This window comes from Viridibacillus soli (assembly GCF_016612995.1).
Classification (GTDB): Bacteria; Bacillota; Bacilli; order Bacillales_A; family Planococcaceae; genus Viridibacillus; species Viridibacillus soli.
The window spans coordinates 44,153-58,885 of sequence record NZ_JAEOAH010000026.1 but is presented as its reverse complement, the minus strand read 5'-3'; the positions used below and the strand labels follow the sequence as shown (position 1 = coordinate 58,885).

Sequence of the window (14,733 nt, the reverse complement as noted above, 5' to 3'; positions counted from 1 at the left end):
TGCTAGGCACATTTAAGTACAACTGATTTTATCAGTTGTGCTTTTTTTATTGTCTGGAAAATAATGATATGTTAAGTTTATATAAAAAGGAGTGAATGAATATCGCTAAAGAGAGAAAGGTTATTTTGTATATTGCTATGAGCCTGGACGGTTTTATTGCACGAACAAATGGGGCGATTGATTGGTTAGATGATGCAGTGGAAAAGGGTGATGGCGATAATGGTTATACGGCGTTTTATGGCACGGTAGATACGGTTATTATAGGACGGAAAACGTATGATCAAGTACTGACACTAGCGGATGATTTTCCATATAGAGATAAAGAATGTTTTGTGTTTTCGAATACTGTGCAGACAGATACATCATATGTAGAGTTTGTGAATGAAGATGTGGGTACTTTTGTAGGGGCTTTGAAGGAACGTGAGGGTGGGGATATTTGGCTTGTTGGTGGTGCGGGACTAGTGGATTCGTTTTTGAAGGCCGGGTTAATTGATGAGATGATTATAACAGTTATTCCAGTATTGCTAGGTGAAGGAATTCCATTATTTAAAGAGCAGGCAAATTTACAACTTATACATAGTGTGCGTTATGGAGAATTCATGCAGCTATATTATCGCTTGTAATACCAATTATTGTAATATATTATTTTTAATACAGCTCTTCTCAAATTCTTTAAAGGCTTGTTAAAATTGGTGAGAAACTAAGTGGTAAGTCGAGAAGTAAGGATTAGCTGGATAGCAAGGGGGATTTTTATGAAAAAGTTATTGCCAGTGCCTAGATTTTCTGGTAGAATAAATCTTGTCTTAAGAAAATGGTCCGGTAGTTCAGTTGGTTAGAATGCCTGCCTGTCACGCAGGAGGTCGCGGGTTCGAGTCCCGTCCGGACCGCCATTTACTTTTAAATTCAAATGTAAACACAGCTAATGTAGCTGTGTTATTTTTTTATGTCTAAGAATTTTGAGCCCGTTCACTTTGAACATTTGTGATGCTTTAGGTAAACTATAGATAATGTAAGTTTGAGAGGATAAGGTCGAATGATAATGGAGATAGTAGTTAATTCATTAGAAGAAACACAAAGTCTTGCTTTGCGGCTAGCTGATTTGCTGGAGGCACAGGATACCATTACGCTTGAAGGAGATCTTGGTGCTGGTAAGACGACTTTTACGCAATCTTTGGCAAAAGGATTGGGGATTACACGTACGGTGAATAGTCCGACCTTTACGATTTTAAAGCAGTATGAGGGTAGATTGCCATTTAATCATTTAGATGTCTATCGATTAGCGGATAGTGATGAGGATTTAGGTTGGGATGAACTGTTTTTCGGTGATGCTGTATCTGTTATTGAATGGGCTCACCTCATTGAACAAGACCTACCTACTGAACGATTAGCTATTGAAATTCAGCGTGTGGATGAAAATAAGAGACAATTTTTATTGAAACCAATTGGTAAGCGTTATGAACGATTGTGTGAGGAGTTAATGAAATGATCTGGTTAGGTATAGATACATCGAATTCCCCGTTAGCTGTGGCAATAGTGAAAGATGGTCAAGTTGTTGCGGAGGAAGTAACGAATATTAAATTGAATCATTCAATTGGGGCAATGCCTGCAATTGAACGTTTATTTGAAAGAGTAAAGATGAAACCTGCTGATGTTGATGCGATTGCGGTTGGTGAAGGTCCAGGTTCTTATACGGGCGTGCGAATTGGTGTGACGATTGCAAAAACGCTTGCTTGGACGTTGAAAAAACCGCTAGTGGGCATTTCAAGCTTGAAGCTATTAGTAGCAAATGCAGCGCTTTATAATGGTGTTGTGTGCTCTATTATCGATGCAAGAAGACAGAATGTGTATGCAGGTGCTTATGATACGCAAGTTGATTTAGTTGCAGTAGTTGAGGATGGGCATTATAGCTTACAAGGATTACTCGATAAACTGAAAGACTTAAATGCCCCGGTAATGTTCGTGGGACATGATGTAGAGTTATTTTGGGAAGCAATTCAAGCAGAAATAGGGGATAATGCAATACGTGCACCGTATACATTGGATTTACCTAGTGCTAGTCAGTTGATTCATCTAGCTGACCAACAGGAGTTGCCTGCAATAGAGGCAGTGCATTCATTTGTACCGCAGTATCGTCGTTTAGCTGAGGCTGAGGCGAACTGGTTAAAAGAGCAGAAAGGTCAGAAATAGGTGAAGATGATGATTACTTACCGAGAAATGACGGTTGCGGATGTACCAGCTGTACATGCGATTGAAGTAGAAGTATTTCCGACACCTTGGACTAAAGATGCTTTTTATCATGAAATGACAACAAACAAGCAGGCTACCTATGTTGTTGCTGTGGACGACGCGGAGCAAATTGTAGGTTTTTGTGGCATGTGGATTGTAATGGATGAGAGTCAGATTACAAATGTTGCTGTAACGGCATCTGCACGAGGTTTAGGAATTGGTGAAAGGCTTATGCGTGAGGCGATTCGCATCGTGCGTGAACGTGCAGTTGTAGTAATGAGTTTAGAGGTACGTGTAACAAATACGGTTGCAAAAAATCTTTATCATAAACTTGGCTTTCAAGATGGTGGTATTCGTAAGGGATACTATACAGATAATCAAGAGGACGCTCTTGTCATGTGGGTGAATTTATAATGGAAAATCGATATATATTAGGCATCGAAAGTAGCTGCGATGAAACAGCAGCTTCTATTGTGAAAAATGGTTGTGAGATTGTATCAAATGTAGTGTCGTCTCAAATTGAGAGCCATAAACGATTTGGTGGCGTTGTACCAGAAATTGCTTCAAGACATCATGTGGAGCAAGTGACAATGGTAATTGAAGAAGCACTAGCACAGGCGAATATGAAGCCTGAGGATTTAGATGCAGTTGCAGTAACGGAAGGTCCTGGGTTAGTTGGGGCATTGTTAATTGGCATTAATGCGGCTAAGGCATTTGCATTTGCAAATGGCTTGCCATTAGTCGGCGTGCATCATATTGCTGGGCATATATATGCAAATACTTTAATGCAGCCGATGGAATTCCCCTTACTTGCTTTAGTCGTTTCTGGTGGACATACAGAGCTTGTTTTGATGAAAGATCACGGTTCATTTGAATTGATTGGGGAAACTCGAGATGATGCAGCTGGTGAGGCTTATGATAAAGTAGCTCGTGTATTGAATATTCAATATCCAGGTGGTCCACACATTGACCGTATGGCTCATGAGAGTGAAGAGGCAGTTAAATTCCCTCGTGTTTGGCTAGAAGAGGGGTCATATGATTTCAGCTTTAGTGGTTTGAAATCAGCAGTGATTAACTATAAGCATAATGCAGAGCAGCGTGGCATCGAAATAAACCCATTACATGTTGCAAAAGGTTTCCAAGATAGTGTGGTAGAAGTATTAACGGCTAAAACATTGCGTGCAGCACGTGAATTCAATGTGAAGCAAGTGATTGCAGCGGGTGGTGTTTCAGCTAATAAAGGTCTACGAAAATCATTAGAAGAAACATTTAATAATGAAGGAATTCCGTTTTACGTGCCACCTCTTAAACTATGTACAGATAATGCGGCGATGATTGCAGCGGCAGGTACATTTATGTTTGCATCAGGAGAGCGTAGCGATATGGCAATGAATGGTCGTCCAGGTATGGAATTAGTTTCTTGGAACGATTGAATTTAAGTTTATTTATTAAAACTAAATTGTGTGTGAAAAGATTACTTTCGCTAGAAAGTGATCTTTTTTTCATAAAATGGGAACACGGGATGAAAAATACGAACATTCGTACTTATGCACAAACTGTGGATAAGTTGTGGATAAAATGTGTGTTTTCAACATATAGTGGTGTTTTTTACACAATTCAATGTGAGCAAAATAAATAAAAAATGTGCATAGTGTGGATAACTATGTTGATACATTGAAAATAAAGGGCTCACTCTGTGTATAACTCTGTGGAGAGAATAATTGAAAAATTTCTCCTTGACCTATATATGGGACGTGAATTGTTTGGAAACGACAAAAACCGCGTGTACATCGACACGCGGTTTCATTTTAAAGCTTTTCTAGTTGTTCATTCAGTTCAAGCCATTCTATTTCAGCAGTTTCATGCTTTTCTCTGACGCTATCTAGCTGTTGTTGGAGGGCCATCACTTTCTCGTGATCTGGGAAAATTTCTGGGTCACATAGTTGTTCTTCTATGATACGGACTTGCTCCTCAAAAGTGGCCATATTACTTTCGATTTCTTCGACGCGACGGCGAATTTGGCGTTCCTTCTTTTTCGCTTCCTTATCGATTTGACCACCTGCTATTACTTTAGCTGGTGTTTGCTCTTTTGGTTGAGGCATTGCGGCTACTTTTTCGGCTGCAATTTCTTCAAGTTCTTTTTTCTTTTCTACAAAGTAATCATAGTCGCCTAAGTATTCAAAGCTTCCATCTGTAGAAAGATCCACAACTTTAGTAGCAATACGGTTAATGAAGTAACGATCATGCGAGACGAATAGTAATGTACCAGGGTAATCGATTAGTGCATTCTCTAATACCTCTTTACTATCTAAGTCTAAATGGTTCGTTGGTTCATCTAGAATAAGGAAGTTTGATTTTTGGAGCATTAATTTAGCAAGTGCTAGACGAGCCTTTTCTCCACCAGAAAGGTCATGGACAATTTTACTGACGTCATCACCAGAGAATAGGAAGCGGCCAAGTACTGTACGAATATCTTTTTCATTCATTAATGGCCATTCGTCCCACAGTTCTTTTAAAGCAGTTTTGTTACTGGTTAATTTGGCTTGTTCCTGGTCATAGTAGCCGATTTGAATATTCGTTCCGAAATGGATATCACCGGCAAGAGTAGGCTTGTCTTTGACAAGTGTTTTTAAAAGTGTGGATTTACCGACACCATTCGGTCCAACTAAGGCGATGCGATCTTCACGGAAAATGCGCATATTAATATGCTGCGATACCATTTTGTCTTCATAACCGATAGCTACATCATTCACTGCAAGTACATCATTGCCACTTTGACGGTCGATAGAGAATGTAAATGTCGCAGATTTCTCGTCTCCATCTGGTGAGTCCATCCATTCGGTTTTCTCAAGCATTTTACGACGGCTCTGCGCCATTTTAGTTGTAGAGGCACGCGCGATATTTTTTTGAATAAAAACTTCTAATTTTGTTTTTTCATCTTGTTGTTTTTCAAATAATTTAATGTCACGTTCATAGTTTTTTGCTTTCTCATCAAGATAGCTACTGTAGTTACCTGTGAACTTTGTGACATGATGACGAGAAACTTCGTACACAATAGATACAACTTGGTCCAAGAAATAGCGGTCATGTGATACGATTAATATAGCGCCGTCATAGTTTTTCAAATAGTTTTCGAGCCAGCTTAATGTCTCAATATCTAAATGGTTCGTCGGCTCATCAAGGATTAGTAAATCAGGTTTACTTAATAGAAGCTTGGCGAGAGCTAGGCGTGTACGCTGGCCTCCAGAAAGTGAAGAAATAGGCTGATTATAGTCAGCTGGATAGAATTGCATACCATGAAGGACAGAACGAGTATCAGCCTCGTATTGATAGCCGCCTTGCTCTTTAAAGTCATGTTGCAATTGATCATAGTCAGCCATTACTTTTGCATAGTTTTCAGCATCTTCGTAAACCGTGGGATTGGCCATTTGATGTTCTAAGTTACGTAACTGCTGCTCTAGTTTTTTTAGTGGTTCGAAAATAGTCAACATTTCTTCCCAAATGGTTAATGAAGATTCTAGACCCGCATGTTGCTCTAAGTATCCAAGACGAACATCTTTAGGCATAATAATATCACCTGAATCATAAGAAAGCTGACCCGCTATTATTTTCAATAATGTAGATTTACCAGCGCCGTTACGGCCAACAAGTGCTACGCGATCACGATGCTGCACTTCTAGCTTAACGCCACTTAAAATTTCATCCGCAATGTAAGATTTATATAATTGATTGACTTGTAAAACAATCATTTTAGACACCTCAGTTCAATTCTAGTTTATAGGATTGCGCGAGAGGGTGCAATGAGATAACTTTACAGAATAACAATCGTCATGTAATATTGAAACGATTTCGGATTGATTGTAGGAGGAAACTGTGTGAAACACGAATCAGCTAAAATTCCGCAAGCTACTACAAAGAGACTTCCTCTCTATTATCGATTTATCCAAAACTTCGCTAAAGCCGGGAAGGAACGCGTTTCTTCAAAGGAATTAAGTGAAGCGATGAAAATAGATTCTGCGACCATTCGTCGAGACTTTTCTCACTTTGGAGCGCTTGGCAAAAAAGGCTACGGTTACGATGTCCCAAACTTGCTAGCGTTTTTTAGAAATATTTTAGACCAAGATGAGCGAACGAATGTAGCACTTATTGGAGTAGGGAACTTAGGGAACGCCTTTTTGAAATATAACTTTCAAAAAAATCATAATACAAAAATCGTTGTTGCATTTGATACAAAGGCTCCTTTAGAAGGAAAGTTCATTAGCGGTATTCCCGTTTATCATCCGGATGCTATGGAAGAAAAGATGGTTGAGTACGGAGCAGAGCTTCCAATATTAACGGTCCCCTCACGATCAGCACAGATGATGACAGATCGTCTAGTGAAAATGAATGTCAGAGGTATATTAAACTTCACTCCGATCAGACTAACGGTACCGGACACAATCCGCGTGCATACAATCGATTTATCTATCGAATTGCAAACACTCATTTATTTCATGCGAAATGATGAAGAATGACTTGAAATATTCACATTTAGAAAATAGCGGAATTTAACGAAATGAGTTAAAATAAGAGCATATTAAGAGGAGGTGTCTGTTATGATTGGTCCAGGGAGCGCTATTGCCATTGGAGTTGTTGCCCTACTTATTTTTGGACCGAAGAAATTACCCGAGCTTGGAAAAGCAATGGGTTCTACTCTCCGAGAATTTAAAAACGCTACTAAAGGTTTAGCAGAAGACGAAGATGATTCAAAAAAAGTCGTCGAAACTAAAAAAGTAGAAGAAAAATAAGTTAGGATGTTAGTTGGATGAACAATAATGAACTAACGATTATCGAACATATAGAAGAATTAAGAAAACGGTTATACATTGTTGCCGTTTTCTTTGTTATTAGTGTGGTCGGGAGCTTTTTTTTAGCTGAACCGTTAATCCACTTTTTACAATTTACGGATGAAGCAAAACAATTGCAATTACATTCATTTAAAGTAACAGATCCAGTAAAAGTATATTTTCAAGTAATTTTTATTTTATCTACGGTTATGACATCTCCTGTTATTTTGTATCAAATATGGTCATTTATCAGCCCAGGATTATATGCAAAGGAACGTAGAGTAACATTGAGCTATATTCCATATAGTGTGTTGCTTTTCCTAGGCGGCGTAATGTTCTCTTACGAGTTATTATTCCCTTATATTATTAAGTTCATGATGCAAATGTCGATGGATTTAAATGTACAACAAACGATAGGAATCAATGAGTACTTTCAATTTTTGATGCAAAGTACATTGCCTTTCGGGGTTATCTTCCAATTACCAATAGTTGTTTTATTCCTTACACGTTTAGGTATAATCACACCAATGATGTTGGGTAAAGTACGTAAATACGCATACTTTATATTACTAGTCATTGCGGCTATCATTACACCGCCAGATATTATGTCTCATATGTTAGTAACATTACCACTTTGTGTTTTATACGAAATTAGTATTCTCATTTCACGCGTCGGCTACCGCAAGTATTTAAGAGCGGAACAGCAACGTCAAATCGAATTAGCAAACAATCCTTCTGCTGACGAATAATCAGTAGAGGGATTTTTTTGTGGAGAAAGTGTAGGGGGTGGCGCGAATTACTTCAGAAATTTAGTTGTGAGTAAACAAAAAAGTCCACTCAACAAACGAGCGGACTGTCAATCTTATTGACCTAAAAACTTTACAATATTATCTTGATAAAGTTGAATTACTGTTACAAAGCCATTTAGCATCATATGCGCGATAATCGATGTAATGATACGTTGTGTCTTATGATATAAAAAGGCGAATATAAAGCCTGAAATGGCATACAGTATGATGTGTGAGAAGTCGAAGTGGATCACTGCAAAGACGATTGCACTGACAGACGCAGCGATAAAGAAATTAGTCTTTTGAAAAATAGACCCGAAAATAACGCGACGGAAAATAAACTCCTCTAAAATCGGACCAAACACGACAATACCTAATATAGCGACAGGGGCAACATTAGCAATTTCAATTAAATTTGCTGTATTTTCAGAGCCTGTTGTTATGCCAAGCTTTTGCTCTATGAGGGCACCTACTGTTTGGCCAAAGAATACGAGGAAGAATCCGATAATACCCCAAACAATCGACATAGGAATGGATGCCTTTTTACCTTTAAAGACTTGCCAGAAGCTTTTGTCACGTCTAACAATGATGAGTGAAATAATTAGCGCAGTACACATACTGATGAAAATCCACCAGCCCTGTGTCATTAAGAGGGCTGCCTTATTGCTAATCTCAGGATTCAACTTTTGTATAAGCCTTAGGAGCGGTCGCAAAAAAAGAATAGATGACAGCTGCATGATGATGTAGACAATCAATACGAAAAATGCGGTTTTATTTGATTTCAAATTTAAAATCCTCTCTTAAAAACGATGTTACCTCTATTGTAGAATAATCGCTATCGAAAACAAAACTTTTTACGCTTCGTGCTTGCAAAAAAAGGAGGAATTCTTTATTATAAGAGTTGTGTTAGCACTCATGACTTAAGAGTGCTAATAAAATATAAATTCCATATTTCTAGGAGGTTGTTTCACTTGTTAAGACCATTAGGTGATCGCATTATTATCGAGCTAGTCGAAGTAGAAGAAAAAACAGCATTCGGCATCGTTCTTCCGGACTCTGCAAAAGAGAAACCTCAGGAAGGTAACGTTATCGCAGTAGGTACTGGATTCTTGACTGATAGTGGTGCAACAGTTCCACTTAACGTAAAAGAAGGAGACCGCGTTATCTACTCTCAATACGCTGGTACAGAAGTAAAATATGAAGGTAATGAATATTTAATTTTACGCGAAAGCGATATTTTGGCTATTATCGGCTAATAACTGAAACTACAAATTATTCGGGGGGTATGCATCAATGGCAAAAGATATTAAATTTAGTGAAGAAGCACGCAGCTTAATGTTACGCGGTGTAGATAAATTAGCAGACGCTGTTAAAGTAACATTAGGACCTAAAGGACGTAACGTCGTTCTTGAAAAATCATTCGGTTCACCACTTATCACAAACGATGGTGTGACAATCGCTAAAGAGATCGAATTAGAAGATCCATACGAAAACATGGGTGCAAAACTTGTATCTGAAGTAGCTTCTAAAACAAACGAAATCGCTGGTGATGGTACTACTACTGCAACAGTTCTTGCGCAAGCAATGATCCGCGAAGGATTAAAAAACGTTACAGCTGGTGCTAACCCAGTCGGTATTCGTAAAGGTATCGAAAAAGCTGTAGCAACTGCTATTACAGAATTACAAACTATTTCTAAACCAGTTGAAAACAAAGAAGCTATCGCTCAAGTAGCAGCTATCTCTGCATCTGACGAAGAAGTAGGCGAACTAATCGCAGAAGCTATGGAACGCGTTGGTAACGACGGAGTTATCACAATCGAAGAGTCTAAAGGTTTCACTACTGAACTTGATGTAGTAGAAGGTATGCAATTCGACCGTGGTTATGCTTCTCACTACATGGTTACTGATACAGATAAAATGGAAGCTATCCTAGATAACCCATACATCTTAATCACTGACAAAAAAATCGCTAACATCCAAGAAATCCTACCCGTACTTGAACAAGTTGTTCAACAAGGTAAACCACTATTAATCATTGCTGAAGACGTAGAAGGCGAAGCACTTGCTACGTTAGTAGTTAACAAACTTCGTGGTACATTCAATGCAGTAGCAGTTAAAGCTCCTGGATTCGGTGATCGTCGTAAAGCATTACTAGAAGATATCGCAATTCTAACTGGTGGACAAGTAATCACTGAAGATATCGGCTTAGACCTTAAACAAACTACAATTGATATGCTTGGTCGCGCTGGTAAAGTCGTTGTGACTAAAGACCACACTACAGTAGTAGAAGGCGCTGGCGAAGCTGGCTCAATCGAAGTACGCGTAGGTCAAATCCGTGCGCAATACGAAGAATCTACTTCTGAATTCGATAAAGAAAAATTACAAGAACGCCTTGCAAAATTAGCTGGTGGTGTAGCAGTGATCAAAGTTGGTGCTGCAACTGAAACAGAACTAAAAGAACGTAAACTACGCATTGAAGATGCTCTAAACTCAACTCGCGCAGCAGTACAAGAAGGTATTGTGGCTGGTGGTGGTGTTGCATTAGTAAGCATCTACAACAAAGTAGCTGAAGTAGCAGCAGCAAACGAAGGCGACGTAGCAACAGGCGTTAAAATCGTTCTTCGCGCTCTTGAAGAACCAGTTCGTCAAATTGCTAACAACGCAGGTCTTGAAGGCTCAATCATCGTTGACCGCCTAAAACGCGAAGAAGCTGGCATCGGCTTCAACGCAGCAAACGGCGAATGGGTTAACATGATCGACGCTGGTATCGTAGATCCAACTAAAGTAACTCGCTCAGCACTACAAAATGCAGCATCTGTAGCAGCTCTATTCTTAACTACAGAAGCAGTAGTAGCAAACATCAAAGAACCAGCAGCTCCTGCAATGCCTGATATGGGCGGCATGGGCGGCATGATGTAATAAGCCGCTGCAACCCTTGATATATAAGGGGTTGTATGTAAGGTGAAAGTGAAATGCTAACATTTTGCTAACATAAAGGATTATAATCGAGGCTTCTCATTAGTTGTGCAAACTTTTGGGAAGCTTCTTTTTTCATTTCTTTTGTCACGTGGAGATAGACGTCCTTGGTAATTTGATCATCTGAATGGCCAAGTCTATCCATGATTTGTTCGAGTGCGACACCTGCTTCTGCTAAAAGCGAAGTGTGTGTATGTCTCAATGAGTGAGGTGTTAAGTCAGGGTTTAATTTTGCGATTGCAAGAAGTCATGTCATACTGAGGCTTATTTTCTTTTATGAAATAAGTATGAGGTTTTTTCAAGTAATGTAAGTAAGATATAATCTAATAAATTCTTATAAATGCCGGGACAGGTTAGTTGAAGAAGAAAATACCTTTCCTACATGGTGATATAAGGGTAAATGATAAAGGAGAACACCTAAATGTCAATTGTAACCATTGTAAAAGCAACCATTACGGATGCTAAAAAACTAACAGAAATTAAGAAAAGGACTTTTGATGAAGAATTAAAAAAGTGGCTTCCAAATCAAGATAATGTAATTGATTACAATATTCAGCCACCGGGATATTCTTCTATTGAGGTGACTAAGTATATGATTAGAGAATTGGAGTATTTTAAAGTCTTACAGGATAAAGAAATTGTCGGTGGAATTATAGTAACTATTTCTGGTAAAAGTTACGGGAGAATAGACCGTATTTTCGTTGACCCTAACTACCAAGGTAAAGGAATTGGTTCAAGGGTAATAAATTTAATAGAGGATGAGTTTCCTAATGTAAGGACTTGGGACCTTGAGACATCAAGTAGACAAATTAACAATCACCATTTTTATGGAAAAATGGGTTATAGAACAATTTTTGAAACTGAAGATGAATATGGTTATCTAAAGAAAATAGAAACTTCATCAGAAAAAGGTAATTTAGTTGAAAACGTTTCAAGTATCCAATACGAGAATTGCGATATGGCAAAAATGGAGTGTTATCGAGTAAATTTAGAAGGAAGTTCATTCAGTAACAGTAATCTAATGAATAGTCATATTAGCAATTGTAATCTTAGCCACTCAAAGTTCCAAAATATAAATCTTAGAAATTCACTATATGCCGATTTAAATCTTTCTAACAGTGAGATGATATTTGTCACTTTAGGCGGGGTTAGTTTCATTGATACAAATCTTGGTGATGAAAATAAGCCAATCTCATTTGAAAGATGTGACCTTGAAGGAAGCAAATTTAGAAACAGTAATCTTAGAAATGTAGAAATATATAAGAGTGATTTGACTGGTATGAAAATAGATAATGTTCCAGTAGTAGAACTTATTGAAGCGTACTATCAACTGAATGAAAAATAAACAGTTAGTATTTCCTTTAATTTATTATTATAATAATATCCGGATTAAAACGAAATTAAACAGCCAGTCGCCGGTACAATACCGTCAACTGGCTGCAAAATAAGGTGTTTTCTTATTGTCTCAAAAACGACACTCAGTGCCAATTGATGAGGGGGTTTTGCATATTTTTAAACTCTTCCTTAAACTTTATGTTTGTCATACGGCCACTCCCTCTTGAAATCCATTGTAAGGATTTAACTAAGCTGTTTCCCTATGATTATGCTAACACCGATATGCTAATAAACAATTAATTCATATTTATCATTTTTAGTTTTCTATTCGTTCTTTTTCTTTTGGTGAATATTCAGAGATATAAATAGACATTAAAATTAAAAATGAACCTATCCATTCAACCCCTTGAACTGTTTCTTGTTACGCTTATTACGTTTTAAAACACAGAATGTTACAATTTAAAAAATATCCTAAACAATATACAGCTATGGTAGTAACCTGGATTGGAATTATTGGCATACTAGCATACTTTGACTCTTTGAAATATCTCCTACTTTATTGGATTATTCCGTATTTCACATCATTTATGGTTATTGGCTGGTTTATTGAAATGGCCGAAAACTATCCATTAGTTCTTATAAATAGGCTCTATCTAACCTTGTGCTTGTAAGACACTAGCATTAGAGTACTCATCTAATAAAATGAACCCCCCTCTTCAATTATTAAGTGAATTGATGAGGGAGGTTTTGTTCATGCTATCATTGTGAATATTGGATATTTATCGTATGTTATACGTATGAGATATTAATTGCACAGTTAAAATGAAAGGATGATTTAACCTACATCCTTCTACTTTTCAAAGAACAAAATGTGCCGATTGAGATTTTTACATACATGACTTACTCTTGCCACGGACTAATCAAAGAAATCTAAGTTTGCTTCTTGTTTGGAAGCAAACAAAGAGAGAAAGGAAGGGAACTAGATGAACATATCTAGAGGACAGAAAGTGGATATTACGAAAAATTCCACGACTAAAGATATTGCAATTGTTTTAGAATGGGAGAAACCTAATATAGAAATGGAAATAGACGGTGCCGCTTTCTTATTGGAGCAAAATGGGCAATGTAAAGACGATAAACATTTTGTTTTCTACGGTCAGCCATCTAGTATGAACGGTTCAGTCCAGCATATAGGATCGACCAATAGCACTGCAGAAATTCACATGTCGTTAGAAATCATTCCAGCTGACGTACAAAAGATAGCTCTAACGATCACAATACATGAAGGTGAGATGAACGGAAAAAACTTTGGAAACATTGATTCTGTTCGACTTACAGTAAAAGATCGTGAGAATGGACGCATTTTATATTCATTTGACTTTGGTCAAGAGCTAAAAAAAGAAACTGCAATTGTTGTAGGTGAAATATACCGACATAACGGAGAATGGAAATTGAATGCTGTAGGTATGGGTTTCAATGGAGGTCTCCCTGCTTTATGTGAAAACTTTGGGATAGAAGTAGCTACTAATCCTAAGGAGATAGAAGTAGCAGCTACCACTATTTCCAATGAGCCTAAAGTAGTTCCATCTACTCCAAAGGAAACAAAACCGATGAACGTAACACTAAAAAAGAAAGAATCCATATCTATTCAGAAGTCAGCAAAAGTCGTTGCTACTCTTGAATGGGAAAAGGAGAGGAAAGATCTAGATTTATATTGTTTTTACGTCTTAAAGAATGGTGAAATGGGTAAGGTCTACTATAAAGACATGGGAAATATAAATAAAGCACCTTTTATTACATTGGATGGAGATTCGAAACAATCAGGAAAAGAGACTATTGTCATTCATCAACCATCTAAGCTCAATTATGTTTTGTTTGCTGCTTATAGTGCTTTGTCGAATGGTATTGGAAGTTTCAAATCCATGAAAGCAAAAGCGGTTGTTGATAATCAGATGGGGCAAAGAGTTACTTCCTCTTTATTTCAAAAAAATAAGTTTTCTTATTGGGTCGCAATTGCACATATCAATTTCACCGAGGAAAATGAAATGGCTGTGAGTCATGTCGAAACTTATTCAAAAATGAACTCTGAAAGGTCACCTCTTTTGGAAAGAGACGGATCATTTAAGATGGATGTAGGGCCAACGGAATTTAAGTGAAAAAAGAGCAAAAGGATTATTTATGTGTCCAAGTTGTGGGACAATTAATGGAAAAGTGAATAATACATAGTATCAATTAACCTTTATATGTACCGGTGATAAAGAAGTTTGGATATCTAATACTTGTAAAAGCATAAAAGAACTTATCCATTGCACAAGAATAATGGTGAAATTTAAAAAAGGGTATTTTCGGGTTTAGTAGATAATCGGTGCCAGTCACTCATACAAATTAAGTTTTAACAAAGAATAATCTCTTTTAGATTACCCTAGAGTACAAATCAAAGTTAATAAAAGCAACCCTGCAATCAATGCAAGGTTGCTTTTTTCACATCGTCAAATTATTTAATACGAGGTAATCATACCAGTATCAGTCATCATCTTAATAATTCTGTGCGCGTCTTATACCAACTACCCCCTCCCTATACA

15 protein-coding genes, 1 tRNA gene and 2 pseudogenes are annotated in these 14,733 nt (G+C 37.5%); 15 read left to right on the top strand and 3 right to left on the bottom strand.

Translation table 11 applies throughout. The features are described from left to right. Positions 1-95 precede the first annotated feature (95 nt). From JFL43_RS15720 to tsaD, 6 genes are all read left to right on the top strand, one after another. Positions 96-623 (top strand): dihydrofolate reductase family protein, encoded by a 528-nt coding sequence (locus JFL43_RS15720; RefSeq protein ID WP_200749760.1) that lies wholly within the window; start codon positions 96-98, stop codon positions 621-623. 190 nt (positions 624-813) lie between these two features. Next, positions 814-890 (top strand) — tRNA-Asp (locus JFL43_RS15715). 143 nt (positions 891-1,033) lie between these two features. Next, complete coding sequence (tsaE, locus tag JFL43_RS15710; RefSeq protein ID WP_200749759.1) at positions 1,034-1,486, top strand: tRNA (adenosine(37)-N6)-threonylcarbamoyltransferase complex ATPase subunit type 1 TsaE; 453 nt, start codon at positions 1,034-1,036, stop codon at positions 1,484-1,486. Further along, positions 1,483-2,187, top strand: coding sequence for a tRNA (adenosine(37)-N6)-threonylcarbamoyltransferase complex dimerization subunit type 1 TsaB (gene tsaB, locus JFL43_RS15705; RefSeq protein WP_200749758.1), 705 nt, complete (start codon positions 1,483-1,485; stop codon positions 2,185-2,187). Before tsaE ends, tsaB begins: the two co-directional genes overlap by 4 nt. A gap of 9 nt (positions 2,188-2,196) precedes the next feature. Then, positions 2,197-2,640 (top strand): ribosomal protein S18-alanine N-acetyltransferase, encoded by a 444-nt coding sequence (rimI, locus tag JFL43_RS15700; protein WP_100795708.1) that lies wholly within the window; start codon positions 2,197-2,199, stop codon positions 2,638-2,640. Then, a complete protein-coding gene (gene tsaD, locus JFL43_RS15695; protein ID WP_100795709.1) occupies positions 2,640-3,659 on the top strand; it encodes a tRNA (adenosine(37)-N6)-threonylcarbamoyltransferase complex transferase subunit TsaD in 1,020 nt (339 codons plus the stop codon). Before rimI ends, tsaD begins: the two co-directional genes overlap by 1 nt. Positions 3,660-4,034: 375 nt before the next feature. On the opposite strand, the gene JFL43_RS15690 is transcribed toward tsaD, so the two are convergent. Next, positions 4,035-5,975 carry an ABC-F family ATP-binding cassette domain-containing protein gene (locus JFL43_RS15690; RefSeq protein ID WP_200749757.1) on the bottom strand — a complete coding sequence of 647 codons (1,941 nt, stop codon included), beginning with the start codon at positions 5,973-5,975 and terminating at the stop codon, positions 4,035-4,037. A 126-nt stretch (positions 5,976-6,101) separates the two neighbouring features. Between JFL43_RS15690 and JFL43_RS15685 the strand changes: the two genes are divergently transcribed. The 3 genes from JFL43_RS15685 to tatC all read left to right on the top strand — a co-directional run bounded on the left by JFL43_RS15685 (position 6,102) and on the right by tatC (position 7,801). Then, entirely contained in the window at positions 6,102-6,740 is a 639-nt protein-coding gene (locus JFL43_RS15685; RefSeq protein ID WP_200749756.1) for a redox-sensing transcriptional repressor Rex, read from the top strand. An 81-nt stretch (positions 6,741-6,821) separates the two neighbouring features. Beyond that, positions 6,822-7,013 (top strand): twin-arginine translocase TatA/TatE family subunit, encoded by a 192-nt coding sequence (locus tag JFL43_RS15680; protein ID WP_100795712.1) that lies wholly within the window; start codon positions 6,822-6,824, stop codon positions 7,011-7,013. 17 nt (positions 7,014-7,030) lie between these two features. Further along, positions 7,031-7,801 (top strand): twin-arginine translocase subunit TatC, encoded by a 771-nt coding sequence (gene tatC, locus JFL43_RS15675; RefSeq protein ID WP_100795713.1) that lies wholly within the window; start codon positions 7,031-7,033, stop codon positions 7,799-7,801. A gap of 113 nt (positions 7,802-7,914) precedes the next feature. On the opposite strand, the gene JFL43_RS15670 is transcribed toward tatC, so the two are convergent. Next, entirely contained in the window at positions 7,915-8,625 is a 711-nt protein-coding gene (locus JFL43_RS15670; protein ID WP_234447821.1) for a CPBP family intramembrane glutamic endopeptidase, read from the bottom strand. Between the two features lie 186 nt (positions 8,626-8,811). Between JFL43_RS15670 and groES the strand changes: the two genes are divergently transcribed. Both groES and groL read left to right on the top strand, forming a co-directional pair. After that, positions 8,812-9,096 carry a co-chaperone GroES gene (gene groES, locus JFL43_RS15665; RefSeq protein ID WP_100795714.1) on the top strand — a complete coding sequence of 95 codons (285 nt, stop codon included), beginning with the start codon at positions 8,812-8,814 and terminating at the stop codon, positions 9,094-9,096. Between the two features lie 37 nt (positions 9,097-9,133). Next, positions 9,134-10,759: a chaperonin GroEL gene (gene groL, locus JFL43_RS15660; RefSeq protein WP_100795715.1), complete on the top strand. Its 1,626-nt coding sequence runs from the start codon at positions 9,134-9,136 to the stop codon at positions 10,757-10,759. 67 nt (positions 10,760-10,826) lie between these two features. Here groL and JFL43_RS15655 read toward each other — a convergent pair. After that, positions 10,827-11,063: pseudogene (locus JFL43_RS15655) on the bottom strand (tyrosine-type recombinase/integrase); the annotation flags it as partial. A 174-nt stretch (positions 11,064-11,237) separates the two neighbouring features. Between JFL43_RS15655 and JFL43_RS15650 the strand changes: the two are divergent. The 4 genes and pseudogenes from JFL43_RS15650 (at position 11,238) to JFL43_RS15640 (ending at position 14,307) form a co-directional block, all read left to right on the top strand. Then, on the top strand, positions 11,238-12,161 hold the full coding sequence (locus JFL43_RS15650) for a GNAT family N-acetyltransferase (protein ID WP_200749755.1): 924 nt from the start codon (positions 11,238-11,240) through the stop codon (positions 12,159-12,161). Then, positions 12,151-12,264, top strand: coding sequence for an IS3 family transposase (locus JFL43_RS15645; protein ID WP_267907812.1), 114 nt, complete (start codon positions 12,151-12,153; stop codon positions 12,262-12,264). The genes JFL43_RS15650 and JFL43_RS15645 overlap by 11 nt, the downstream gene beginning before the upstream one ends. A 719-nt stretch (positions 12,265-12,983) precedes the next feature. After that, positions 12,984-13,085, top strand: a pseudogene (locus tag JFL43_RS23230) (hypothetical protein); the annotation flags it as partial. A gap of 49 nt (positions 13,086-13,134) precedes the next feature. Continuing rightward, on the top strand, positions 13,135-14,307 hold the full coding sequence (locus tag JFL43_RS15640; protein ID WP_200749754.1) for a TerD family protein: 1,173 nt from the start codon (positions 13,135-13,137) through the stop codon (positions 14,305-14,307). Positions 14,308-14,733: the final 426 nt, after the last annotated feature.

Excerpts from the sequence above, each read along its gene's own strand:
- tatC (WP_100795713.1), top strand. The coding sequence starts at position 7,031 with ATGAACAATAATGAACTAACGATTATCGAACATATAGAAGAATTAAGA.
- JFL43_RS15640 (WP_200749754.1), top strand. The coding sequence starts at position 13,135 with ATGAACATATCTAGAGGACAGAAAGTGGATATTACGAAAAATTCCACG.
- groL (WP_100795715.1), top strand. The coding sequence starts at position 9,134 with ATGGCAAAAGATATTAAATTTAGTGAAGAAGCACGCAGCTTAATGTTA.
- tsaD (WP_100795709.1), top strand. The coding sequence starts at position 2,640 with ATGGAAAATCGATATATATTAGGCATCGAAAGTAGCTGCGATGAAACA.
- JFL43_RS15680 (WP_100795712.1), top strand. The coding sequence starts at position 6,822 with ATGATTGGTCCAGGGAGCGCTATTGCCATTGGAGTTGTTGCCCTACTT.
- JFL43_RS15720 (WP_200749760.1), top strand. The coding sequence starts at position 96 with ATGAATATCGCTAAAGAGAGAAAGGTTATTTTGTATATTGCTATGAGC.
- rimI (WP_100795708.1), top strand. The coding sequence starts at position 2,197 with ATGATTACTTACCGAGAAATGACGGTTGCGGATGTACCAGCTGTACAT.
- tsaB (WP_200749758.1), top strand. The coding sequence starts at position 1,483 with ATGATCTGGTTAGGTATAGATACATCGAATTCCCCGTTAGCTGTGGCA.
- JFL43_RS15645 (WP_267907812.1), top strand. The coding sequence starts at position 12,151 with ATGAAAAATAAACAGTTAGTATTTCCTTTAATTTATTATTATAATAAT.
- JFL43_RS15690 (WP_200749757.1), bottom strand. The coding sequence starts at position 5,975 with ATGATTGTTTTACAAGTCAATCAATTATATAAATCTTACATTGCGGAT.
- tsaE (WP_200749759.1), top strand. The coding sequence starts at position 1,034 with ATGATAATGGAGATAGTAGTTAATTCATTAGAAGAAACACAAAGTCTT.
- JFL43_RS15650 (WP_200749755.1), top strand. The coding sequence starts at position 11,238 with ATGTCAATTGTAACCATTGTAAAAGCAACCATTACGGATGCTAAAAAA.